Source organism: Massilia sp. H6, from assembly GCF_024802625.1.
Lineage (GTDB): Bacteria > Pseudomonadota > Gammaproteobacteria > Burkholderiales > Burkholderiaceae_D > Telluria.
The window spans coordinates 1,231,812-1,254,464 of record NZ_CP103371.1; the positions used below are offsets into that span (position 1 = coordinate 1,231,812).

At 64.7% G+C, this 22,653-nt stretch carries 20 protein-coding genes; 12 read left to right on the plus strand and 8 right to left on the minus strand.

Going from position 1 to position 22,653, the window contains the following annotated elements; translation table 11 throughout:
* Positions 1 to 2: 2 nt before the first annotated feature.
* From NRS07_RS05540 to NRS07_RS05555, 4 genes are all read right to left on the minus strand, one after another.
* Positions 3 to 1,532, minus strand: coding sequence for an ABC transporter ATP-binding protein (locus NRS07_RS05540; RefSeq protein ID WP_259211685.1), 1,530 nt, complete (start codon positions 1,530 to 1,532; stop codon positions 3 to 5).
* Between the two features lie 103 nt (positions 1,533 to 1,635).
* Positions 1,636 to 2,646, minus strand: a complete 1,011-nt coding sequence (locus NRS07_RS05545; RefSeq protein WP_259211686.1) for a BMP family protein — start codon at positions 2,644 to 2,646, stop codon at positions 1,636 to 1,638.
* Between the two features lie 416 nt (positions 2,647 to 3,062).
* Complete coding sequence (locus NRS07_RS05550; protein WP_259211687.1) at positions 3,063 to 4,028, minus strand: alpha/beta hydrolase; 966 nt, start codon at positions 4,026 to 4,028, stop codon at positions 3,063 to 3,065.
* A gap of 152 nt (positions 4,029 to 4,180) precedes the next feature.
* The gene (locus tag NRS07_RS05555; protein WP_259211688.1) at positions 4,181 to 4,708 is read right to left on the minus strand and encodes a DUF2231 domain-containing protein; all 528 of its coding nucleotides are present in this window, start codon (positions 4,706 to 4,708) and stop codon (positions 4,181 to 4,183) included.
* Between the two features lie 354 nt (positions 4,709 to 5,062).
* Between NRS07_RS05555 and NRS07_RS05560 the strand changes: the two genes are divergently transcribed.
* From NRS07_RS05560 to pcp, 6 genes are all read left to right on the plus strand, one after another.
* Entirely contained in the window at positions 5,063 to 7,228 is a 2,166-nt protein-coding gene (locus NRS07_RS05560) for an alpha-amylase family glycosyl hydrolase (protein ID WP_259211689.1), read from the plus strand.
* A gap of 81 nt (positions 7,229 to 7,309) precedes the next feature.
* Positions 7,310 to 9,193 (plus strand): glycoside hydrolase family 13 protein, encoded by a 1,884-nt coding sequence (locus NRS07_RS05565; RefSeq protein ID WP_259211690.1) that lies wholly within the window; start codon positions 7,310 to 7,312, stop codon positions 9,191 to 9,193.
* A 59-nt stretch (positions 9,194 to 9,252) separates the two neighbouring features.
* Complete coding sequence (locus NRS07_RS05570; protein WP_259211691.1) at positions 9,253 to 9,561, plus strand: YciI-like protein; 309 nt, start codon at positions 9,253 to 9,255, stop codon at positions 9,559 to 9,561.
* Positions 9,562 to 9,628: 67 nt separating this feature from the next.
* Positions 9,629 to 10,333, plus strand: coding sequence for a DUF969 domain-containing protein (locus NRS07_RS05575; RefSeq protein ID WP_259211693.1), 705 nt, complete (start codon positions 9,629 to 9,631; stop codon positions 10,331 to 10,333).
* Positions 10,330 to 11,283 (plus strand): DUF979 domain-containing protein, encoded by a 954-nt coding sequence (locus NRS07_RS05580; RefSeq protein ID WP_259211694.1) that lies wholly within the window; start codon positions 10,330 to 10,332, stop codon positions 11,281 to 11,283. The genes NRS07_RS05575 and NRS07_RS05580 overlap by 4 nt, the downstream gene beginning before the upstream one ends.
* On the plus strand, positions 11,280 to 11,924 hold the full coding sequence (pcp, locus tag NRS07_RS05585; protein WP_259211695.1) for a pyroglutamyl-peptidase I: 645 nt from the start codon (positions 11,280 to 11,282) through the stop codon (positions 11,922 to 11,924). The genes NRS07_RS05580 and pcp overlap by 4 nt, the downstream gene beginning before the upstream one ends.
* 74 nt (positions 11,925 to 11,998) lie before the next feature.
* Here the strand turns inward: pcp and NRS07_RS05590 are convergent, their stop codons facing one another.
* Complete coding sequence (locus NRS07_RS05590) at positions 11,999 to 12,376, minus strand: hypothetical protein (RefSeq protein WP_259211696.1); 378 nt, start codon at positions 12,374 to 12,376, stop codon at positions 11,999 to 12,001.
* A gap of 310 nt (positions 12,377 to 12,686) precedes the next feature.
* Here NRS07_RS05590 and NRS07_RS05595 point away from each other — a divergent pair, with 310 nt between their 5' ends.
* Both NRS07_RS05595 and NRS07_RS05600 read left to right on the plus strand, forming a co-directional pair.
* Entirely contained in the window at positions 12,687 to 13,661 is a 975-nt protein-coding gene (locus tag NRS07_RS05595; protein WP_259211697.1) for an IS1595 family transposase, read from the plus strand.
* A 34-nt stretch (positions 13,662 to 13,695) separates the two neighbouring features.
* Positions 13,696 to 13,905 (plus strand): hypothetical protein, encoded by a 210-nt coding sequence (locus tag NRS07_RS05600; protein WP_259211698.1) that lies wholly within the window; start codon positions 13,696 to 13,698, stop codon positions 13,903 to 13,905.
* 17 nt (positions 13,906 to 13,922) lie between these two features.
* Here the strand turns inward: NRS07_RS05600 and NRS07_RS05605 are convergent, their stop codons facing one another.
* Genes NRS07_RS05605 through NRS07_RS05615 form a run of 3 tightly spaced genes read right to left on the minus strand, consistent with a single transcriptional unit; the run spans position 13,923 to position 16,973 of the window.
* Positions 13,923 to 14,843: a LysR family transcriptional regulator gene (locus NRS07_RS05605; RefSeq protein ID WP_259211699.1), complete on the minus strand. Its 921-nt coding sequence runs from the start codon at positions 14,841 to 14,843 to the stop codon at positions 13,923 to 13,925.
* A gap of 13 nt (positions 14,844 to 14,856) precedes the next feature.
* On the minus strand, positions 14,857 to 15,789 hold the full coding sequence (locus NRS07_RS05610; protein ID WP_259211700.1) for a pseudouridine-5'-phosphate glycosidase: 933 nt from the start codon (positions 15,787 to 15,789) through the stop codon (positions 14,857 to 14,859).
* 2 nt (positions 15,790 to 15,791) lie between these two features.
* Positions 15,792 to 16,973 (minus strand): carbohydrate kinase, encoded by a 1,182-nt coding sequence (locus NRS07_RS05615; RefSeq protein ID WP_259211702.1) that lies wholly within the window; start codon positions 16,971 to 16,973, stop codon positions 15,792 to 15,794.
* A gap of 225 nt (positions 16,974 to 17,198) precedes the next feature.
* Here NRS07_RS05615 and xapA point away from each other — a divergent pair, with 225 nt between their 5' ends.
* The 4 genes from xapA to NRS07_RS05635 are packed head-to-tail and all read left to right on the plus strand — an operon-like array spanning position 17,199 to position 22,626.
* A complete protein-coding gene (gene xapA, locus NRS07_RS05620) occupies positions 17,199 to 18,044 on the plus strand; it encodes a xanthosine phosphorylase (RefSeq protein WP_259211705.1) in 846 nt (281 codons plus the stop codon).
* Between the two features lie 18 nt (positions 18,045 to 18,062).
* Complete coding sequence (locus tag NRS07_RS05625; protein WP_259211706.1) at positions 18,063 to 19,256, plus strand: phosphopentomutase; 1,194 nt, start codon at positions 18,063 to 18,065, stop codon at positions 19,254 to 19,256.
* Positions 19,253 to 20,209 carry a deoxyribose-phosphate aldolase gene (gene deoC / locus NRS07_RS05630; RefSeq protein WP_259211708.1) on the plus strand — a complete coding sequence of 319 codons (957 nt, stop codon included), beginning with the start codon at positions 19,253 to 19,255 and terminating at the stop codon, positions 20,207 to 20,209. Before NRS07_RS05625 ends, deoC begins: the two co-directional genes overlap by 4 nt.
* A 17-nt stretch (positions 20,210 to 20,226) precedes the next feature.
* The gene (locus NRS07_RS05635) at positions 20,227 to 22,626 is read left to right on the plus strand and encodes an aldehyde dehydrogenase family protein (protein WP_373889858.1); all 2,400 of its coding nucleotides are present in this window, start codon (positions 20,227 to 20,229) and stop codon (positions 22,624 to 22,626) included.
* Positions 22,627 to 22,653: the final 27 nt, after the last annotated feature.

The window sequence follows — 22,653 nt, forward strand, 5'->3', positions numbered from 1 at the left end:
GCTCAGGATTTATGCATCCCGCCCATCAGCAGGCCGATGCGGGTGGTATCGAATTCGTCGATGTTCAGTTCACCGGTAATGCGCCCGCCCGAGACGACCACGATGCGGTCGGCCAGGGCGCGCACTTCTTCCAGCTCGGTCGAGACCAGCAAGATCGCCACGCCTTCGTCGCGCAGGCGCAGCAACTGGGTGTGGATGCTCTCGATGGTGCCGATGTCGACCCCGCGGGTCGGCTGGCCGACCAGCATCAGCTTCGGGTTAGCCGAGACTTCGCGCGCGATCACGACTTTCTGCTGGTTGCCGCCCGAGAGCAGGCCGATGCGCATCTCAGGGTCTTTGGGGCGCACGTCGAAGGCTTCCAGCAGACCGGCGCAGCGCTTGGCGATGGCGTCGAAGTCGAACAGGCCGATCTTGTTCCTGACCCGGTCCTGGTAGCCGAATACGGTGTTTTGCATCACCGAGAAGTCCTTGATGACGCCGTCGCGCAGGCGGTCTTCTGGCACATGGCCGATGCCCAGCTTGCGGAACTCGGCCGGCAGGCCATCGGCATTCGAGCGGCGCGCGTAGGGCAGTTCCTTGCCGAGAAAATGCACCTTGCCGCTGGTGGGCAGGCGCATGCCCGACAGGATTTCCATCAGTTCGCTCTGGCCGTTGCCCGACACGCCCGCAATGGCGACGATTTCGCCGGCACGCACCGTGAGGTCGATATCGGCCAGCAGCTTGACCTGTTGCTTGTCTTGCAGGCCGAGCTTGGCTACCTGCAGCACCGGCGCTCCGGGGTTGAACGGCTTGCGCGCCAGGTTGCCCTCGATCGGGCGTCCGACCATCATGTTGGCCAGCTGCTCTTTCGAGGTCTCGCCGGTAGCGACGGCGCCGACCACGCGGCCGGCCCGCATCACCGTCACCTGGTCGGTGATGTCCATGATCTCGCCCAGCTTGTGGGTGATCAGGATGATGGTCTTGCCCTGCTCCTTGAACAGCCTCAGGATCTCGAACAGCGAGGCAGTTTCCTGCGCGGTGAGCACGGCGGTCGGCTCGTCCAGAATCAGGATCTCGGCACTGCGGTAGATCTGCTTGAGGATCTCGACGCGCTGCTGCGCGCCCACCGACAGCTCGTCGATGGTGGCGAGCGGGTCGACGTCGAGGCGGTATCGGGCGCAGATCTCGCGCAGCGCGAGCTCGGTTTCCTGGCGCCTGGCGGCCAGCTTGAAGCCCCCCTCGGTGCCGAGCATGACGTTGTCGAGCACGGTCATGTTCTCGACCAGCATGAAGTGCTGGTGAACCATGCCGATGCCCAGCGCGATCGCTTCGTGCGAGGAGCGGATCTGGCGTTCCTGGCCGTCGATCAGGAGCTGGCCGCTGTCGGCGTGGTAATAGCCGTACAGGATGCTCATGAGGGTGGACTTGCCGGCGCCATTCTCGCCGATCACGCCATGGATCGAGCCCTTGGCAATCGGGAAGCTGACCTCAGCGTTCGCCTGCACGGCCCCGAAGGCCTTGCTGATGTTGCGAAATTCTACGGCTGGCTGCATTGCGGTCACTGGTAAATAGTCGGTTGTGGATGCGGGGGCTGCATTCAAAAGCGCGCCGGACCGGGTTGGCCGGCGCGGCGCGCTTTGCATGACGGTGGGTCGATCAGACCGGGCAGCTGCTCGCGGCGCGGTAGTCGATGACCTTGATCTTGCCGTTGATGATGTCGGTGCGCACGGCTTTCACGCGCTTTTCGATCTCAGGCGTGACGACCGCACGGTTATCCTTGTCCAGCACCCAGTCGACGCCGCCTTCTTTCAGGCCCTTGTGGGTGATGCCCGCTTTCCAGCTGCCGTTTTTCTGGGCCATGAACGAGTCGTAGACGGCGACGTCCACGCGCTTGACCATCGAGGTCAGCATGGTGCCCGGGTACATGTAGTTCTGGTTCGAATCGACCCCGATCGCCAGCTTGCCCTTGGCCTTGGCCATCTGCAGCGCGCCCATGCCACTGCCGCCGGCCACGGCGAACACCACGTCCACGCCGCGGTCGAACTGCGCGCGTGCCAGTTCACCACCCTTGGCCGGGTCGTTCCAGGCGGCAGCCGTGGTGCCGACCATGTTCTGGACGATCTCGGCTTTCGGGACCTGGGCCTTGGCGCCTTGCGCATAGCCGCAGGCGAAGGCGCGGATCAGCGGAATGTCCATGCCGCCGACAAAGCCAAGCTTCTTCGACTTGGAAGCCATGGCGGCGGCGACGCCGACCAGGTAAGAGCCTTCTTCTTCCTTGAACATGACCGAGTTGATGTTATTGCCTGGCGCGACGCTGTCGATCAGCACGAAGCGCACGTTCGGGAATTCCTTGGCGACCTTGGCAACCGCTTGGGTGTGCGAGAAGCCGATGGCGGCGATCAGGTCGAGCTTCTTGCGGGCAAGGCTGCGCATGACCTGTTCAGCCTGGGTATCGCTGCTGGCTTGTGCCTCGAACACCTTGATGCCGGTTTCTTTCGAAAAACGCTGCAGGCCTTCGAAGGCCGACTGGTTGAACGATTTGTCGAACTTGCCGCCTGCATCGTAGACCATGCCGAGCTTGGGGGCGGCAGGCGCTGCGCTTGCAATGCCTGCGCTGCCGGCGACGCAAAGCGCCGCGATGGTCATGGTGAGTTGCTTGAGTTTCATGAATGAGGCTCCTGGAATTTCGATATTGTACCCGGCACAGCCGTCAGCCTGGAACCGGCTATACGGCGGCATCGTCGACGGCCAACCTGGCCTCGCATGCCGAATGCACACGAGGTCGTTGCACAGCGCATTGTGTCAGCCATGGAAAGCTAGAGGGGTTACGATTTGTATCGCGGCATTGCTTCCCTCGGCATCGCCTGAAACATGTAGCTTGGTTGCAACATCTCTGTCACAACTTTGCGCGCATCAGCTGCGCCAGGCAGGCAGATGGAGGCGTTGCGGCGCTGCGCACGGGCAAACGCCGGTGCTGTGCAAGCGAACCTGTCAAATATGCATCAATCGGCATATTGATGACAAATACGATTTTACTTGGCAATTTATTCCAAGGAAATATAACTGCCTACAATTTTCAGCAATTATTTTGCAAAAGCGGCGATCTGGACGGTAGCCGGGACGCTGGCGTCAGGCTCGACCTTGGGGCCGACTTCGGGGCCGACCTCGGCCAGCACCGCTGGTGCGCTCGACTGCGGCGCCTGGGGCAGGCCGGCCACTTGCGCGAAGCGGCGTGTCAGGAAGCCGGCAATCAGCGCCTGGGTGGCGTCGAGATAGGGGATGTTCATGTGGTCCGAGGCCGGCACGGTGTCGTCGCCGGCCAGGCTGGCGAGCTTGCCCACCAGCTGGTCGGTGTGCGAGTGCGGTACCACGTCGTCGAGCGCCGCGCGCAGGACATAGGTCGGCGCCTTGAGCGAGGGGGCGTGCTTGATCGACTCGAAACGGTGACGCAGCATGTATTCGATCGGCATGACGCGAAAGCGCCGCTTGGCGATGGCCAGGATCGAGTCGTAGGGCGTGATCAGCACGACCGAATTGACCGGACGCTCCTTGGCCACCTGCACCGCGACCCCCGAGCCCAGGCTGCGGCCGACCACGGCGATGCGCGCGGCGTCGACCTGGCCGAGGGCGGCCAGCCAGTCAAACAGGGTGCAGCCGTCGTCGATCATGAGCAGCTCATCGGGGGTGCCGTGCGACTGCCCGTAGCCACGGTAATTCATGGCCAGCACGGTCATGCCGGGGAACAGCTTGCCGGCGTCGCGCGCCACCCACGAGACTTCTTCGGAGCGGCCGCCGAAATACATGACGGCCGGACGCGGACCCTGTACCAGTGGAGTGAGCAGCCAGCCGCACAGGCGCGTGCCATCCCGGGCGCGTAACACGACCGGGCGGGTGCGGTGCCCGCTGCTGCGCGGGCTGTCGACTTCGGGAATGATGCAGGGATTGAACACCAGGCGGCGCTGGTTGGCCGCGATCGCGGCCGTCATTGTCAGCCACAGGAAGCTGGCAACACCGGTAATCCCCGCCGCCATTTTCTTTGAAGTGTCCATGGTTCCAGTCTACTCCCACCGCCGGGTTTTGTTCTGTGCGGCATTTCGCTAAGTGAGCAGTAACCCATTTAGCGAGTGGGAAAGATGTGGAACAGTGGCCTTATTACAACAGCAAGTTCTTGAACAGGGATAGGGGACCAGGCCGCCCCGGATTATTTCGGTGCATGCAGGGCCGATGGGCCGGCGACCACGTATTGCTCGACGTCGCCCCGGGTATGGTCGATGCGCGTCTTGTCGTCGTCGGTGTGCACGCCCGCTTCGGCATGTTCGCCATTGGCCGCGTGGGCGCCGTTGCCGACCACGCTGTTGGCCAGCGCGCCGGCCGCGGCGATGGCCGACAGCACCAGCGCGCCGGTGGTGTGCTGGCGGTTGCTGCGCTTGAGGATCAGGTTGGCAACGCTGGCCAGCATGGCGGCGCCGGTCAGCACTGCATGGACCTGGCTTTCATGTTTGGCCTGGCCCTCGGGCTGGTCGGCCACGTATTGCGCGACCCCGACGGTGCTCGCGGCTAACCCGCCGACCACCCCACCTGCGATGCTGTAGAACGACGCCTTGGCATAGTCTTCGTCGCCAGTGGCATTGTGCAGCGCATCGAGGATGAAGCCGAACGGAATCAGGACGGCCGGTGCGGCCATGAGCATCGTGTGCAGTGGCTTGCCGGCGATGGTGGTGTTGTGCATGGCGTACTCCTGACGTTGGTTGAACTGTCTGAACAGTGTGACATAGGCGCCGGGTGCGAAACGCACGCTTGGGGTGGCGCGAGCACCTGCGCAAGCGGGCATTGCCACCATCTACGGCCGGCGGGGGATGGTTGATCTAGCATTACTACATAGTGAGCTTGAGAAAGTGTAAGGTGCGATGGCTGGCGGGCAAATTCAACTTGACCTCCAAATAACGAAGATGTAGGTTTACTACAGATGTCTGCGTGCTCATGTCGATGCCAAGCCCATTGGTTTGGGCCTGCAGGGCGGGCCAGCCATCGACGATCTGCCCCAGGCAGTACGACCACATAAAAACATATACGGAGATAAAACATGAACAACGAGCTGACAACGCGCATGCGGGTGCTGGTCGCAAGCATGGCCCTGTTCGGTGCCGGTACGGCCGCCGCCGCGCCTGACACGGCGGTGAGCAACAAGCAGAACTTCACCACGGACGTGGTCTACCAGATCGTGACCGACCGCTTTGTCGATGGCGCCATGGGGAACAACCCAACGGGCGCGATGTTCAGCTCGACCTGTGCGTCGGGTACCAAACTGTATTGCGGCGGCGACTGGGCCGGCATCACGCAAAAAATCAACGATAATTATTTCACCGACATGGGGATCACGGCCTTGTGGATCTCGCCGCCGGTCGAGAATATCGACGCCGTGATCACCTATTCGGGCGGCCCCAAGCCGATCACGTCGTCGCACGGCTACTGGGGGCGCGACTTCAAGCGCACCAACCCCTACTTTGGCCACTTTACCGACTTCACCACCATGATCAACGCCGCCCACGCCAAGGGCATCAAGGTGATCATCGATTTCGTTCCCAACCATTCTTCGCCGGCCGACGTCAACAACCCGGGCTTCGCCGAGAACGGTCGCCTGTACAACGACGGCGTGCTGCTGTCCGGCTATACCGGTGACGCCAGCAACAACCCCAGGTATTTCCACCATTACGGCTACATCGACGGCAGCCTGGGCGAGTGGGACATCCTGGAAACCACCCAGTACAAGATGATGTATGACCTGGCCGACCTCGATCAGACCAGCTCGGCGGTCGATACTTACCTGAAGGAATCGATCAAGAAGTGGCTCGACCTGGGCGTCGACGGCATCCGGGTCGACGCGATCAAGCACATGTCGCTCGGCTCCCAGAAGAACCTGTTTGCATATATCTATGGGTACAAGCCGGTCTACATTTTTGGCGAGTGGATGATGAGCAGCCCCGCTCCAGACCCCGCAAGCACCGAGTATGCCGACAAGAGCGGCGGCAATCTGCTGAACTTCCGCTACGCCCGTATCCTGCGCGAAGTGCTCAGGAGCGGCACCGCGAGCTGGACCGATTTCGACAGCGTCATCAACGCCACCGCCACCGACTACAAGCGCCTGATCGACCAGGCGGTCTTCATGGACAACCATGACGTCGACCGCTTCCAGACCGCCACCAACACCCAGCGCAACCTGGAGCAGGCACTGGCCCTGACCCTGACCGTGCCGGGCGTGCCCGTGCTCTACTACGGCACCGAGCAATACATGCAGGGCGACTACGATTCGAACAAGGCGCGCGACCTGATGACGTCGTTCAGCAAGACCACCAAGGCCTATCTGGTCACCAAGGATCTCTCGACCCTGCGCAAGAGCAACCCGGCGCTGGCCTACGGCAGCATGCAGCAGCGCTGGGTCAACAACGACGTGTACATCTTCGAGCGCAAGTTCGGCAGTAACGTGGTGCTGGTCGCGGTCAACCGCCACCAGAGCAACCCGGTCAGCATCTCGGGCCTGCTGACGTCGCTCCCGAACGGCAGCTACACCGATGTGCTGGGTGCCAAGCTCAGCGGCAATACGATCAGCGCCAGCGCCGGCGCCGTCCCGACCTTCAACCTGGCCGCTGGCGCGGTCGCGGTGTGGCAGTACAAGGCGCCCACCAATGCCGCGAGCATCGGCCACGTCGGTCCGATGATGGGCAAGCCGGGCAACACCATCACGATCAGCGGCCGCGGCTTCGGCGCCACCAAGGGCACGGTCTATTTTGGCACCACCGCGGTAACCGGCACCAATATCGTGTCCTGGGAAGACAGCAGCATCCAGGTCAAGGTGCCGTCGGTCGCGGCCGGCAAGCGCGCCATCAAGATCGCCACTTCGACCGCGGCCCAGAGCAACGCCTATCCGGATTACACGGTGCTGACCGGTAACCAGGTGCTGGTGCGCTTCGTCGTCAAGAATGCCACCACCACCTTTGGCCAGAATCTCTACCTGTCGGGCAACGTCGACGAACTCGGCAACTGGGACCCGAACAAGGCGATCGGACCGCTGAACAACAAGGTGGTGTACCAGTATCCGAACTGGTATGTCGATGTCAGCGTCCCGGCGGGGTACAACCTGCAGTACAAGTTCCTGAAGAAGAACGGCGCCAACGTGGAATGGAATCCGAAGGCGAACGAGCAGTTGCTGACCCCAGCCAGCAGCACGACCACCAGGGAAACCGACTGGTAAGCGGCCCGCGGGTCAATCAGTAGCCGGCGGGCGCCCCTGTGCGCCCGCTTTCCTGTTTCAAGCGTCTTCTTTTATCCTTCCATGATTCTTAGAACCCTGATTTTCCTCTCTTCCCTGATCGCCTTCTTGCCGGGCCTGGTGCCGGGCGCCCGCGCCGCCACCGGTATCGACCGGGTCGAACCGCCCAACTGGTGGGTCGGCATGAAGAGCGACAAGCTGCAACTGATGGTGCACGGCGAAGATATTGCCGGCTTCACCCCGCAGCTGGCGTCCGGCCGCCCTGGCGTGCGCCTGGCTGGCGTGCAGCGTGTCGCCAGCAAGAACTATGTTTTCCTGGACCTGCGCATCGCGCCGAGCACGCGCCCCGGTGCCATCGAGATCGTGTTCCGGCGCGGCGCCGAGGTCCGGCGCCTGCCTTACCAACTGCAGGCGCGCGCGCCCGGCTCGGCACAGCGCCCGAGCTTCGGCAACGCCGACGCGATCATGCTCCTGATGCCGGACCGCTTCGCCAACGGCGATCCGGGCAACGACAACGTGCCGGGATTCCCGGACCCGGCCAACCGCGCCGACATCGATGCCGGCCGCCACGGCGGCGACATCGCCGGCATCGTGGACAAGCTCGACTACATCGCCGCGATGGGCTATACCGCGATCTGGCCGACCCCGCTCACCGAAAGCCGCCAGGATCAATACTCGTACCACGGCTACGCCGCCACCGATACCTACCGCATCGATCCGCGCTACGGCAGCAACGAGGACTACCGGCGCATGGTGGCGCTGGCGCGCAGCAAGGGCGTCGGCGTGCTGATGGACGTGGTGCTGAACCATATCGGCTCGAACCACTGGTGGATGAAAGACCTGCCGACGCCCGACTGGCTCGGCTACGGCAACCGCTTCGTGCCGACCGCGCACGCGCGCACCACGGCCAGCGATCCCTATGCCGCGCAGGCCGACCGCAAGAACTACGTCCAGGGCTGGTTCGGCAGCGACATGCCGGACCTGAACCAGAAGAATCCCTTGCTGGCGAACTACCTGATCCAGCACACCCTGTGGTGGGTCGAGTATGCGGGGCTGTACGGCATCCGGGTCGACACCTTCGGCTACTCGGACCATGCCTTCCTGGCTGCGTGGAGCCGCCGCGTGCGCGAGGAATTCCCGACCCTGAACATCGTCGGCGAAGAATGGAGCATGAACCCGCTGGTGGTGTCGTACTGGCTCGACGGCAAGCGCAACCCGAACGGCTACCGCAGCGCGATGCCGTCGATGATGGACTACCCGCTCAACGACACACTGCGCCGGGCGCTGGTGGCCGAGGACTCGCTGCATTCGGGACTGAGCCACCTGTACGAGCGCCTCAACGACGACGTGGCCTACCCGGACGCCAGCAAGCTGGTGGTCTTCGAGGGCAACCACGATATTCCGCGCCTGTACAGCATACTGGGCGAGGATCTCGATCTCTACAAGATGGCGATCGCCTACCTTCTCACCACGCGCGGCGTGCCCCAGCTGTACTACGGCACCGAGCTGCTCATGACCAGTCCATTGGTGCGCGCCGATGGGCCCACGCGCCAGGATTTCCCGGGCGGCTGGCGCGGTGACCGCGTCGATGCGGTGAGCGGCGCCGGGCTCGATGCGAAGCAGAAGCAGGCGCAGGCCTATGTCAGGAAGCTGCTCAACTGGCGCAAGACGCAAGCCCTGGTCCACAGCGGCAAGCTGATGCACTTCGCGCCCGAAGACGGAACCTATGTCTACTTCCGCTATGACGGCACCGGGCAGGGCGCAAAACGCCTGATGGTGGCGATCAACAAGAACCGCAAGCCGGTGTCGCTCGATACCGCGCGCTTTGCCGAAATCCTGCCGCGCGGCGCCAGCGGAACCGATGTTGTCAGCGGCGAGACCTACGCCTTGGGGCGCACCCTCGCCATGCCGGCGCGTTCGGTACTGGTGCTGGAAGTGGATCGCTAGCCTGGCCGGCTGGAGTAAGATGCCTGTTGCGCTTTGGCCGCCACGATCTGGGAGACTCCATGCACTACCTGCTTACCTATGACCTTGCCCCCGACTACCTCGAGCGCCGCGGCCAATTCCGCGACGCGCACCTGGAGCTGGCCTGGGCGGCGCAGCAGCGCGGAGAACTCGTGATCGCCGGCGCCCTGGTCGAGCCAAGCGACCAGGCCGTGCTGGTGTTTAGCTGCGCCACGCCGGAACCGGTGCAACTGTTCGCGGCGCGCGATCCGTATGTCACCCATGGGCTGGTACGCGCCTTTCACGTGCGCCAATGGAATACGGTCGTTGGCGACGCCGCTTTCAATCCGGTGCGTCCCGGCCAGGTCTAATCCAGCGGCAGGCTGGCCCGGCACATGGGGTAAGATTCCCCCGCTTTTCAACTGAGCCGGAGTTTTCATGCAATCTGCAGTCAACCTGTGGCCGCTGCTCGGCGTGGCGGTCATCGTCGCCGGCTTCCTGCTGCGCGCCAATCCGGTGCTGGTAGTGGTCGCGGCCTGCGGCGTCACTGGCGCCGCCGCCTTCATGCCTGTCGACGCCATCCTGGCTTCGCTCGGCACGGCTTTCGTCAAGACCCGCAACCTGCCGCTGATCCTGCTGCTTCCATTGGCGGCGATCGGCCTGCTGGAACGCTTCGGCCTGCGCGAGCGCGCCCAAAGTGCCATCGCGCGGGTGGCCTCGGCTACCGCCGGACGCCTGCTGATCGTTTACCTGTTTGCCCGCGAGACCTCGGCCGCGGCCGGGCTGACCAGCCTGGGCGGCCACGCCTCGATGGTGCGCCCGCTGGTGGCACCCATGGCCGAAGCGGCCGCCGAAACCCAGTACGGTGCGCTGCCCGACCACGTGCGTCATCGTATCCGCGCGATGGCGGCGGCCACCGACAACGTCGGGCTGTTCTTTGGCGAAGACATTTTCGTGGCCTTTGGTGCCATCGTGCTGATGCAGACCATCCTGCAGGCCGAGGGCATTGCGGTCGACCCGCTGCACATGGCGCTGTGGGGAATCCCGACCGCGATCACCGCCTTCGTCATCCACGCATGGAACCTGCGCCGGCTCGACCTGAGTATCCGGCGCGAGATGACCATGTTGGCGGTGCCGGCATGATCACGATCGACTTCTTCTACGTGCTGGTCGGCCTGCTGTTCCTGGCCGTGGCGGCCATGAACCTGATCGACCGCAGCAACCCGCGGCGCGTTACCAGCGCGCTGTTCTGGGCGCTGTACGCGCTGCTCTACCTGGCGGGCGAGCGCCTGCCGCCGGCCGTGGTCGGCGCGCTGATGATCTTGATGGCGCTGATCGCCGGCTTCAGGGGCGTTGCCGGCGGCAAGCCGTCGACACTGCCAGAAGCGCAGCGCCGCGCGAGCAGCGCGCGCCTGGGTAACCGCTTGTTCATCCCGGCGCTGCTGCTGCCGCTGGTGACCATGGCGGGCGCCACCCTGTTCGATGGCCTGCGGGTGGGCGGCGTGCCGCTGCTGGGACCCGAACACCTGACCCTGGTGAGCCTGGGCTGCGCCGCGCTGGCGGCCCTGGCTGCTGCCTGCTGGCTGACGCGTTCCACGCCGCTGCAGGGCGTGCGCGAGGCGCGCCGCCTGGTCGACGCGATGGGCTGGGCCGTGGTGCTGCCGCACATGCTGGCGGTGCTCGGCCTGCTGTTTGCCGAAGCCGGGGTGGGCAAGGCGGTGGCGCAGGTGACTACCTCGTATATCAACATGGATTCGCGCTTTGTTGCGGTCGCGGTGTTCTGCATCGGCATGGCCTTGTTCACTATCGTGATGGGTAACGGCTTTGCGGCTTTTCCGGTGATGGCGGGCGGGGTCGGCATTCCGGTGCTGGTCGGGGTGTATGGCGCCAACCCGGCCGTGATGGCGGCGATCGGCATGTTCAGCGCCTATTGCGGCACCCTGATGACGCCGATGGCGGCGAACTTCAATATCGTGCCGGCGGCGCTGCTCGACCTGCCCGACAAGAACGCCGTGATCCGCGCCCAGCTGCCGACCGCGCTGCCGCTGCTGGTAGCGAATATCTTTTTGCTTTACTTCTTGATGAACCAATGAAAACCGTCTTGCTTACTGGATTCGAACCCTTCAACGGGGCCACCATCAACCCGGCCTGGGAGGCGGTACGGGCGCTCGAGGGCTGGAGCGGGGAGGGCTTCCGGGTCGAGGTGCGCCAGTTGCCCTGCGTATTCGTCGAGGCCAACCGCGCCCTGGCGGCGATGGTGAACGCGCTAGCGCCACAGATTGTCATTGCGCTCGGCCAGGCTGGCGGGCGCGGGGAGATCTCGGTCGAGCGCATCGCGATCAATGTGGACGATGCCTCGATTCTCGACAACGCCGGCCGGCAGCCGGTGGACCGGCCGATCCACGCGGGCGCGCCGGCGGCCTATTTTTCCACGCTGCCGATCAAGTCGATGGTCGCGGCGATGCGCGCGGCCGGCTTGAGGGCGGGGGTGTCGCAGACGGCGGGCACCTTCGTGTGCAACCACGTGTTCTACGGCTTGATGCACCATGTGGCGACACACCCGGTGAAGGCGGGCTTCATCCACGTGCCTTTCCTGCCCGAGCAGGCCGCCGGGCGGGCCGACAATCCGGCGTCGATGGCGCTCGCCGACATCGTTGCCGGCATTCGGATTGCGGTCGAGATCGCGGTGACGGTCGAGCGCGACGGCGTGCACGTTGGTGGCGCTACCCACTGAGGTTCGCCAAATTACGGACGAAAAAAATCCGGAGCCGCAGCCCCGGATTCTTGATGCGCTCGCAGACGTCGCGATTACTTCTTTTCTTGCAGACGCTCGCCGGCATCTTCCAGCACGGCGCCAGTCTTGTCGCCCAGTTTGTCCGACGCGGCGCGCACTTCAGCAGCGGCTTCGCGCGTTTCCTGGCGCACTTCGGCGCCAGCTGCCTGGAGGTTGTCGCCAGCGCGTTCAGCGGCAGCGTCGACGTTGGCAGCAGCGCGGTCGGCGGCAGCTTCGGTTTCGCGGGCGGCTTCGCGGGTTTCTGCAGCAACTTCTGCGCCAGCGTGGTCAATGGCGGCGCCGGCTTCCTGGGCAGGGCCCATGTTTGGATTGTCGTCGGCTTTCTTGCAGCCGGTCGCCATCACGGCAACGGCCAGCATCAGGGCGGAAATGGTAGCGGTCGTTTTTTTCATGGTGTGCTCCTTGGATGAGGGGTTGTTTAAGTATTCACGTTTTGACAAGATTCTGCACTAAAACGTCAGCGCCGACCGTGCGCAAAGTAACGCAGAACAAAGAAAGTTGAAATTTTTAACTTAATTTCAACGAAACTTTCCCCAAGGCCGACTTTTCCGGTCGAATAGTCTACCGTCCAGATATCTGTCGCACCTTGCGCCATGCACAAGGCGCTGTCCCCGTTGGCTATGGATGAGCACTGAACTGCTGAGCTGAACTGCTGAGCTATTTTGCGGTCCAACCCCGGTCGATCCCGATAGGGAGTGGTGGATGAAAGCGCCCAAGTTCGCCAAGCTGTTTGCCCAGCTTCCCATGCTCAACCAGGCCCAGCGGCTGCAGATGCTCGATTCCCTGCATCCCGCAGCCGGCCTCGACCGGGTGATCGCCCTGATCGGGCAGATCCGTTCGAAAGGGCGGCGCTGTCCGCAGTGCGGCTGCCAGCACTACCACCGGCACGGCCAGGCCAACGACCTGCAACGTTTTCGCTGCTGCCAATGCCGACGCACCTTTAACGACCTGAGTGGCACGCCGCTGGCGCGGCTCAGGCTGCGCGGCAAGTGGCTCGACTACCTCGGCGCCGTGCTCGATTCAAGGCCGGTGCGCGACGCCGCCAAGCGGGTTGGCGTCCATCGCAACACGGCGTTTCGTTGGCGCCATCGCTTCCTGGACCGGGTCAAGCATGACCGGCCAGCGCAGCTCGGCGGCATCGTCGAGGCCGACGAAATGTTTTTGCTCGAATCGCAAAAAGGCTCGCGCACACTCGGTCGCCCGCCGCGCAAGCGAGGCGGCCGGGCCAGCTTGCCCGGCATCTCGCGCCACCTCGACTGCATCCTGGTCGCGCGCGACCGCAGTGGACAGACCATCGACGCGGTTACCGGACGCGGCGCCCTGAAAGTGACCCAACTGGTGCAACACCTGTTGCCGAAGCTGGCCCCGCAAGCGCTTCTGGTCACCGACTCGCACGCCGCCTACCGTGCGTTCGCCCGCCAGCGCGGCATTGCCCACCAGGCGGTCAACCTGCGCTCCGGCGAGCGGGTTCGGTTCAGTAAGTGGGGCGCGATCCATGTCCAGAACGTCAACGCTTACCACCGGCGCTTGCGCCAATGGCTGGCGCGGTTCCACGGGGTTGCCTCGCGTTGGCTGCCCAATTACCTGGGCTGGCATTGGGCACTCGATGGCGGGCGGGTCACTTCCGTCGAGCACTTGCTGCGTATCGCATTCGGAGTCATCCATAGCCAACGGTGACAGCGCCATGCACAAAGAATGCTAGGATTGTTGCATGGACCGACGAAGCGACTATAAAACTGCACTGCTGATCGATGCCGCCATCCACGAGGCCGCCAGCGAAGGGCGCCCGCGCGCCGCCAGCGAACTGGCCGGCATCGGGGTTCCGCTGGAAATCACGATGCGGGTCCTGACTCGGCCCGCCGAGCGGCGCCACCAGCTCGCCTCGCTCGATACCGTCGCCGTCGAAATCAAGCGAAAATAAGCTTCGCGCCTGGAGCGTCAGGCTCCGGCCGGCTGCGCGCCCGCTTCCGGAAACAGGATGTTCAAGAACGCCCGTACCACTGGCGCGTCGTCCTGGGCCAGGTAAGTAATGTACAGGTTGGCCGAGGGCGCATCGGTCCGGATCGGCAGGAAGCGCACGCCCGGCCAACCGATGCGGCTGGTGGTTTGCGGCAGCAACGCCACTCCCAGGCCCGCGCCGACCATGGCCAGCAGCGTCTGCGGCTCGGTCGCCTCCTGGAAGATGGTCGGCTCGAAGCCGGCATTGACGCAGCACTGGATCAGGTAGCGCGGTTCGGCCGACTGGTCCAGGTGCAGGGTCAGCATGGGTTCATGGGCGATGTCGATCAGCTCGATCGCATCCTGCTGCGCCAGCCGGTGGCGATCGCTGATCGCCACGCAGACGTCTTCGCGCGAGCACAGGTCCTGGCGCAGGTTGGCCTGCTTGAGCACATCGGGCTCGATGCGCGGCTCGCGCCAGAAGCCGACGTCGATCTGGCGCGCGCGCAGCGCTTCCCACTGGTCGTTCGGCCCCAGCTCGTGGATGGTCCAGGTCACGCGCGGGTACTGGCTCTGGAACTGCTCGAGCAGGCCGGGTATCGGCCCCCACATTGCCGAGCCGACGATGCCCACCCGTAGACGCCCGACTTCGCCGCGGTCGATCTGGCGGATGGTGTCGATCGTCATGCGCATCTTGGCCAGCAGCTCGGCCGCTTCGCCCATCAGTGCCTTGCCCGCCACCGTCAGTTCGAAGCTGCGCGTGGTGCGGGTAAACAGGCGCACCCCCAGTTCGCTTTCGAGTTTCATGATCTGCTGGCTCAGGGGCGGCTGCGAGATGTGCAGGCGTTCGGCCGCGCGCGAGAAGCTTTTCTCTTCGGCCACGGCAAGGAAGTAGCGCAGCTGTTTCAGGTCGATCGACATGGGGCTGCGCCCTTTACGCCGGAACCGATACCGATGGCAGGGCGCCCAGCGCCACCGCCATGCGCGCGCCGACCAGCGCGTTATGCTTGACCAGGGCGATATTGGTTGCCAGGCTGCGCCCCTGCGTCAGCTCCTTGATGCGCGCCAGCAAAAAGGGCGTGACCGCCTTGCCCTTGACGCCTTGCACATCCGCTTCTGCCAGCGCCTGCCCGATGATCGTGTCGATTTCTTCCGCCGGCATGGCCGCATCGCGCGGTACCGGGTTGCTCACCACCACGCCGCCGGCCAGGCCGAGCTGCCACTTGGTGCGGATGAAGCTCGCCTGTTCTTCTGGCGTATCGAGCTGGAAGTCGGCCTGGAAGCCACTGTCGCGGGTAAAAAAGGCCGGAAAGCCCGGCTGGCCGACGCTCACCACCGGCACCCCATGGGTCTCGAGGCATTCGAGCGTCAGGCCGATGTCGAGGATCGATTTGACGCCGGCGCAGACCACGGCCACGCTGGTGTGGGCGAGCTCCTGAAGGTCGGCCGAGATGTCGAAGCTGGTCTCGGCGCCGCGGTGCACGCCGCCGATGCCGCCGGTGACGAACACTTCGATGCCGGCCAGCTGCGCGCAGATCATGGTCGCGGCCACGGTGGTGGCGCCGAGGCGCTGCTGCGCCAGCACATAGGCCAGGTCGCGGCGGCTGACTTTCATGGCATCGGGCGAAGAGCCGAGCAATTCCAGTTGCTCAGGCGAGAGGCCGACGCAGATCTTGCCGCCCATGATGGCAATCGTGGCCGGTACCGCGCCGGCGTCGCGAATGATCTGCTCGACCTCGCGCGCGGTGTGCACGTTCTGCGGGTAGGGCATGCCATGCGAAATGATGGTCGACTCCAACGCGACGACCGCTTTGCCGGCGGTGCGCGCGGCGGCCACTTCGGGCGAGAACAGGAGGAAAGAGTGCATGCTTAGTCCAATACGGGTTCGGTGGGTTCGTCGGTGACGCCGTCCAGGTGGCCCATTGCCAGCGCCGGACAGACAGTCTGCCTGCATTCGATGGTCATGGCCGACAGCCGCAGCCCGCGGCGGCAGGCCAGTGCCAGGTCGCCGCCTTCACTGGCGCCGCCTTCACTGCCGCCGCCATGGAGCGACCAGCACAGCGCGGCGGCAAAGGCGTCGCCGGCTCCGGTGACGTCGACCACGTCGACGCTCGGCGCTGCCAGGTGCATCACGCCGCTGGGCGAGGTGTAGCACGCACCGCGCATGCCGCGCGTGACGACCACGTCCTGCGCTCCCTGGCGCTGGAGTTCGGCGCAGGCGGCATCGAGGTCGGCATCGGTGCCCAGCGCACGGCCAACGCGCGCGGCCAGTTCGCCCTCGTTCAGGATCAGCAGCCGCAGCCCAAGCAAGCTGGCGGGCAGGCGCGCCATCTTCGGTTCGGATACCGCCACCAGTACCAGCGCCACGCTGCTGCGCGCCGCCTCGTCGAGCAGGGCGGCGATGCTCTCGGTCGGCAGGTTCAGGTCGGCCACTACCAGCGCGGCGCCGGCGCGCTGCTGCTGGCGCGTTGCCAAAAAGGCTGGCGTGAGCCGGTCGTTGAGCGCCATGTCGGCCAGGGCCACCATCAATTCGCCGTGCTGGTCGAGCACCGCGGTATAGGTGCCGCTGCTGGCGCCATCGAGGCGCAGCGCGCCGCGGGTGTCGATCCCGGCGTCCTCGGCATGGGCCAGCAGGGCGCGGCCCGAGGCATCGTTGCCGACCGCCGTGATCAAGGCGGTCGGGGCCCCCAGGCGCGCCAGGTTCTCGGCGATGTTGCGGGCGACGCCGCCGAAAGATTCATCCTGGGTGGCCGGATTCGAGCTGCCGGGCACCAGCGGCCCCACGCTGCGCAGCTTGCGGTCGAGATTCGCCGCGCCGATACACAGGATCGGACGCTGGTCTGGCAGCACGTAGGCGCGCCCGAGGATGCGGCGTTCGCGCACCAGCGTGGCGATATAGTTGGCAACTGCCGAGCGCGACAGCCCCAGTGCGCTGGCCAGATCCTGCTGCGAGATAAAGGGATTGGCGCGGATCAGCTCGTACAACTGTTCTTTTTTGGGCAAGTCGGTCACGGTCGCGCTTGGGTAGGGGTTAAACAACTGTTTGAGCATGCTAGACAAGTGTCATGGTGCTGTCAAATACCTTGAACTTACTGATAATATATTTTTAAAACGAATAAATCGACAAGAAAAATGGTATTTGCCATACATATTGGCCATCGTGCATAGTTATAATATTCCGGCTGATATGTGCCGCGTGCTGCTGCTCTGTAGCACCTTCCGGCGCCTGCCCCTTCATCCCGTCTCCCGCATTCCGCTTTACGACAAGGAACAACCATGTTCAGCAATACCCCATTCGAAGCAGCAGAAGTCATCCAGGCCCGCAAACCCGGCTTTCAACCGCGCGTGGCGATGATCCTGGGCTCCGGCCTGGGCGTGCTCGCCGAGCAGATGACCGATGCCGTCTCGATCAGCTATGCCGACCTGCCGGGCTTCCCGATCAGCACCGTGCATGGCCACGCGGGCGAGCTGGTACTCGGTGAGCTGGCTGGCGTGCCGGTGGTGTGCATGAAGGGCCGTGGTCACTTTTATGAAGGCTATGGCGCCAGCGTGATGACCTCCGCCGTGCGCACCTTTAAGCTGATCGGCTGCGAAATGCTGTTCGTGACCAATGCCGCCGGCTCGCTTCGTCCCGAAGTCGATGCCGGCAGCGTCGTGGTGCTCAACGACCATATCAACCTGCTGCCGGGCAGCCCGATGTCGGGTCCGAACGACGACCGCTTCGGCCCGCGCTTTTTCAGCATGGCCAATGCCTACGATGCCGAGCTGCGCTCGATGATCAAGGAAACCGCGGCAAGCAAGGGAATCACCCTCAACGAAGGCGTCTACCTGGCCTGTCCGGGCCCGAACTTCGAGACCGCCGCCGAAATCCGCGCCTTCAAGACCCTTGGCGCCGACGTGGTCGGCATGTCGGTGGTGCCGGAAGTGATCGCCGCGCGGCACTGTGGCCTGAAAGTGGCCGGCGTCTCGGCAGTGACCAACCTGGCCGAAGGCTTGACCCCATTCCCGCTGTCGCACGAGCAGACCCTGAAATATGCCGCCATCGCGGCCAAGGACCTGGTTACCCTGATCCACGCGTTCATCGAGCGCCTGGGCGCGACCCCGCGTAGTTCCGCCAACTAATTTACAGCGAGCGAACCCATGTCACGTGCTTTCATTCTCCTGCTCGACTCGTTCGGCCTCGGCGCCTTGCCCGATGCCGACCAATACGGCGACACCGGCGCCAATACCTTCGGCCACATCGCCGCATGGGCCGCGCAAGAGGGCAAGCCGATGTCGCTGCCCAATCTGGAACGCCTCGGCCTGGCTGCTGCCGCGCACAAGGCCAGCGGCGAATGGGCCGCGGGTTTTGACCAGCGCGACGGGTTCACCGGTGCCTGGGGCGCCGCGCGCGAGCAGTCGACCGGCAAGGATACCCAGAGCGGCCACTGGGAAATCGCCGGTGTGCCAGTGCTGTTCGACTGGGGGTATTTTCCGAAGACGGTGCCGAGCTTCCCGCAGGAGCTGACGGATCGGCTCCAGGAGCTCACCGGCGTTCCTGGCTGGCTGGGCAACTGCCACGCCTCGGGCACCACCATCATCGACGAACTGGGCGACGAGCACGTCGCCAGCGGCAAGCCGATCCTGTACACCTCGGCCGACTCGGTGCTGCAGATCGCCGCCCACGAGGAACACTTTGGTCTGGAGCGCCTGTATGCGGTGTGCGAAGCAGCCTATGAGCTGGTCAAGCCCTACAACATCGGCCGCGTGATCGCGCGTCCTTTCGAAGGGGCCAACGGCAAGTACAAGCGCACTTCGAATCGCCACGACTACGCCGTGCCGCCGACCGCGCCGACCCTGCTCGACCACGTCAAGGATGCCGGCGGCGAGGTCATCGCGCTGGGCAAGATCAGCGACATCTTCGCCGCGCAAGGCGTGACCAAACTGGTGAAAGGCGTCGACAACATGGCGCTGTTCGATCGCCTGCTCGAAGAGCTCGAGACCGCACCGGAACAATCGCTCACCTTTGTCAATTTCGTCGACTTCGACATGCACTTCGGCCACCGGCGCGACGTCGCCGGCTATGCCAACGCGCTGCACGAACTCGATGCGCGCATGCCCGAATTCATGGCCAAGCTCAAGGACGGCGACCTGTGCGTGATCACCGCCGACCATGGCTGCGACCCGACCGCGCCGGGTTCGGACCACACCCGCGAGCATATCCCGATGATCTTCTTCGGCCCGAACGTCCCCGCGCAGGAATTGCCGATCGCATCGACCTTCTCGGATATCGGCGCAACCCTCGCCAAGCACCTTGGCGTCAAACCCCTTTCGAACGGAACTGCACAGCTATGACCCAGCCATTGGACTTCAAACGTAATATCGCCGCCCCGCTCGACCTTGGTTGGGTCAATAGCATCAAGGTCAACCGCAATGCGGCCGACCGCCGCGCCGCCAGCATGGCCAACCGCCGCACGGTGAAGAAAGAATACCAGGCCGCGTGGCTGATCCGCGCGGTCGAGTGCATGGACTTGACGACCCTGGGCGGCGACGACACCCCGGGCCGCGTCGAGCGCCTGTGCATGAAGGCGATGCGCCCGCTGCGCACCGACCTGATGCAAGCGCTCGGCATCGAGAGCTTGACCACCGGCGCGGTCTGCGTGTACCACGAGATGATCACGCCTGCGGTAAAAGTGCTGCAAGGGCGCTTGCCGATCGCCGCGGTATCGACCGCCTTTCCGGCCGGCCTGTCGAGCCTCGAGACCAAGCTGCGCGAGATCGAGCTGTCGGTGGCCGCTGGCGCGACCGAGATCGACATCGTGATCACCCGCCAGCACGTGCTGATGGGTAACTGGCAGGCGCTGTACAACGAGATGCTGGCCTACCGCCAGGCCTGCGGCGATGCGCACGTCAAGGCGATCCTCGCCACCGGCGACATCGTCACGCTGGAAAACGTGGCCAAGGCTTCCTGGGTCTGCATGATGGCCGGCGCCGATTTCATCAAGACCTCGACCGGCAAGGAAGGCGTCAACGCGACCATCCCGGTGTCCCTGGTGATGACCCGTGCGATCCGCGACTACTACGAGCAGACCGGCTTCCAGGTGGGTTACAAGCCGGCGGGCGGCGTCTCCACCGCCAAGAGCGCGCTGCAATACCTGACCGTGATGAAAGAAGAACTCGGCAACGACTGGCTGCAGCCGCACCTGTTCCGGATCGGCGCATCGAGCCTGATGACCGACATCGAGCGCCAGCTCGAGCACTACGTCACCGGCAACTATTCGGCCGCCCATCGCCACGCGCAACCTTAAATACCAACGGATTCGTCATGCCAACTATTAAAGAGATTCTTCAGACCATGGATTACGGCCCCGCACCAGAAAGCACCAAGGAAGCAACGGCGTGGCTGGACCAGCATGGACGCCGTTTCGGGCTGTTCATCGACGGCGCCTGGACCGATGCCGCAGCTGCCGGCGCCACCACCTTCGCCACCAGCAATCCTGCCGACGGCAGCGAGCTGGCGCAAGTTACGCAAGCCAGCAGCGACGACGTCGAGCGCGCCGTGCAGGCCGCACGCCGCGCGCAGCCGGGCTGGGTGGCGTTGCAGGGCCATGGCCGCGCGCGCATCATGTATTCGCTGGCGCGCCTGCTGCAAAAGCACGCGCGCCTGTTCGCGGTGCTCGAAACCCTGGATAACGGCAAGACCATCCGCGAAACGCGCGATGCCGACTTGCCGCTGGCAAGCAGGCACTTCTACCATCACGCCGGCTGGGCTGCGCTGCAGTCGGAAGAATTCCCGGAGTACCGCGCCGTCGGCGTGGTCGGCCAGATCGTGCCGTGGAATTTCCCGCTCCTGATGCTGGCATGGAAAATCGCACCGGCGCTGGCCGCCGGCAACACCGTCGTGTTCAAGCCGGCCGAGTACACGCCGCTTACCGCGCTGCTGTTCGCCGAGATCTGCCAGCAGGCCGGCGTGCCTAGCGGCGTGGTCAATATCGTCACCGGCGACGGCGCCGTGGGCGAAGCGATCGTGAATCATCCTGGCATCGACAAGCTGGCCTTCACCGGTTCGACCGAAGTCGGCCGCATCATCAGGAAGGCCACCGCCGGCACCGGCAAGAAGCTGTCGCTGGAACTGGGCGGCAAGTCGCCGTTCATCGTCTTCGACGACGCCGACCTGGATGCCGCGGTCGAAGGCCTGGTCGATTCGATCTGGTTCAACCAGGGGCAAGTGTGCTGCGCCGGTTCGCGCCTGCTGGTGCAGGAATCGGTCTATGACCGCTTCATCGCCAAGGTCAAGCTGCGCATGCAGAACCTGCGCGTGGGTTCGCCGCTGGACAAATCGAACGACATCGGCGCCCTGGTCGACCCGGTGCAGCAGCAGCGTATCCACGAGCTGGTGGAATCAAGCCGTGCCGAAGGCTGCGAAGTGTGGCAGCCGGCCTGCGACCTGCCGGAAACCGGCTCGTGGTACTTGCCGACCCTGATCACGGGCGCGTCGACGTCGGCCGCCGTGGCCCAGGCCGAGATCTTCGGCCCGGTGCTGGTGGCGATGAGCTTCCGCACCCCGCATGAGGCGGTACAGCTGGCCAACAACACCGTGTACGGCCTAGCCGCCTGCGTATGGTCGGAATCGATCTCGCTGGCGCTCGACGTCGCGCCGCAGATCAAGGCCGGCGTGGTGTGGATCAACACCGCCAACCAGTTCGACGCTGCCTGCGGCTTCGGCGGCTACAAGGAATCGGGCTTTGGCCGCGAAGGCGGCAAGGAAGGCATGTACGAGTATCTGACGCCGGTGTCGGAAGATGCGCGTCCTGCCGCACCAAAAGCTACCGCGGCCGGCCTGGTCCAGGGCCGCGTCAGCTCGGAACAGGGCCACGGCTTCGCCGTCGACCGCACCGCCAAGCTCTACATCGGCGGCAAGCAGACCCGCCCCGACGGCGCCTACAGCCGCGCGATCGCCGGCGCCGACGGCGCCTTCCTGGCCGACATTGGCGAAGGCAACCGCAAGGACATCCGCAATGCCGTGGAAGCGGCGCACAAGGCAGCCGGCTGGTCGAAAGCGACCGCGCACAACCGCGCCCAGGTGCTGTACTACATGGCCGAGAACCTGGCGATCCGCGCCGACGAATTCGCCGCCCGCATCGCCGCGCAAACCGGCGCGCGCGACGCCGCCCGCGAAGTGCAGGCCTCGATCGAGCGCCTGTTCTATTGGGCCGCATGGTGCGACAAGTACGACGGCGCCGCCCACCAGCCGCCGATGCATGGCATTACCGTGGCGCTGAACGAGCCGGTTGGCGTGATCGGCATCATCTGCCCGAGCGAAAACCCGCTGCTGGGCTTCATCTCGCTGGTGGCGCCGGCGATCGCGCTGGGCAACCGTGTGGTGGCGGTGCCATCGGAAGCGCATCCGCTGTCGGCGCTCGACCTGTACCAGGTGCTCGATACCTCGGACCTGCCGGGCGGCGTGCTCAATATCGTGACCGGCTCGGCCAGCGAACTGGCGCGCACGCTGGCCTCGCACGGCGACGTCGACGCCGTATGGCGCCACGATGCCTCGCTCGAAGGCTGCGCCGAAGTCGAACGCCTGTCGGCCGATTCGCTCAAGCGCACCTGGGTGGGTGGCGCCAAGGGACGCGACTGGTTCGATGCCAAGCAGGCCTGCGGACGCGCGGTGCTGCAGCATGCCAGCCAGGTAAAAAATGTCTGGATCCCTTACGGCGTGTGATGGGATTGTTGGCGTCCACGCCAGGTT

Coding starts and splice junctions, on each gene's coding strand:
- NRS07_RS05540 (WP_259211685.1), bottom strand. CDS start 1,532: ATGCAGCCAGCCGTAGAATTTCGCAACATCAGCAAGGCCTTCGGGGCC.
- NRS07_RS05545 (WP_259211686.1), bottom strand. CDS start 2,646: ATGAAACTCAAGCAACTCACCATGACCATCGCGGCGCTTTGCGTCGCC.
- NRS07_RS05550 (WP_259211687.1), bottom strand. CDS start 4,028: ATGGACACTTCAAAGAAAATGGCGGCGGGGATTACCGGTGTTGCCAGC.
- NRS07_RS05555 (WP_259211688.1), bottom strand. CDS start 4,708: ATGCACAACACCACCATCGCCGGCAAGCCACTGCACACGATGCTCATG.
- NRS07_RS05560 (WP_259211689.1), top strand. CDS start 5,063: ATGAACAACGAGCTGACAACGCGCATGCGGGTGCTGGTCGCAAGCATG.
- NRS07_RS05565 (WP_259211690.1), top strand. CDS start 7,310: ATGATTCTTAGAACCCTGATTTTCCTCTCTTCCCTGATCGCCTTCTTG.
- NRS07_RS05570 (WP_259211691.1), top strand. CDS start 9,253: ATGCACTACCTGCTTACCTATGACCTTGCCCCCGACTACCTCGAGCGC.
- NRS07_RS05575 (WP_259211693.1), top strand. CDS start 9,629: ATGCAATCTGCAGTCAACCTGTGGCCGCTGCTCGGCGTGGCGGTCATC.
- NRS07_RS05580 (WP_259211694.1), top strand. CDS start 10,330: ATGATCACGATCGACTTCTTCTACGTGCTGGTCGGCCTGCTGTTCCTG.
- pcp (WP_259211695.1), top strand. CDS start 11,280: ATGAAAACCGTCTTGCTTACTGGATTCGAACCCTTCAACGGGGCCACC.
- NRS07_RS05590 (WP_259211696.1), bottom strand. CDS start 12,376: ATGAAAAAAACGACCGCTACCATTTCCGCCCTGATGCTGGCCGTTGCC.
- NRS07_RS05595 (WP_259211697.1), top strand. CDS start 12,687: ATGAAAGCGCCCAAGTTCGCCAAGCTGTTTGCCCAGCTTCCCATGCTC.
- NRS07_RS05600 (WP_259211698.1), top strand. CDS start 13,696: ATGGACCGACGAAGCGACTATAAAACTGCACTGCTGATCGATGCCGCC.
- NRS07_RS05605 (WP_259211699.1), bottom strand. CDS start 14,843: ATGTCGATCGACCTGAAACAGCTGCGCTACTTCCTTGCCGTGGCCGAA.
- NRS07_RS05610 (WP_259211700.1), bottom strand. CDS start 15,789: ATGCACTCTTTCCTCCTGTTCTCGCCCGAAGTGGCCGCCGCGCGCACC.
- NRS07_RS05615 (WP_259211702.1), bottom strand. CDS start 16,973: ATGCTCAAACAGTTGTTTAACCCCTACCCAAGCGCGACCGTGACCGAC.
- xapA (WP_259211705.1), top strand. CDS start 17,199: ATGTTCAGCAATACCCCATTCGAAGCAGCAGAAGTCATCCAGGCCCGC.
- NRS07_RS05625 (WP_259211706.1), top strand. CDS start 18,063: ATGTCACGTGCTTTCATTCTCCTGCTCGACTCGTTCGGCCTCGGCGCC.
- deoC (WP_259211708.1), top strand. CDS start 19,253: ATGACCCAGCCATTGGACTTCAAACGTAATATCGCCGCCCCGCTCGAC.
- NRS07_RS05635 (WP_373889858.1), top strand. CDS start 20,227: ATGCCAACTATTAAAGAGATTCTTCAGACCATGGATTACGGCCCCGCA.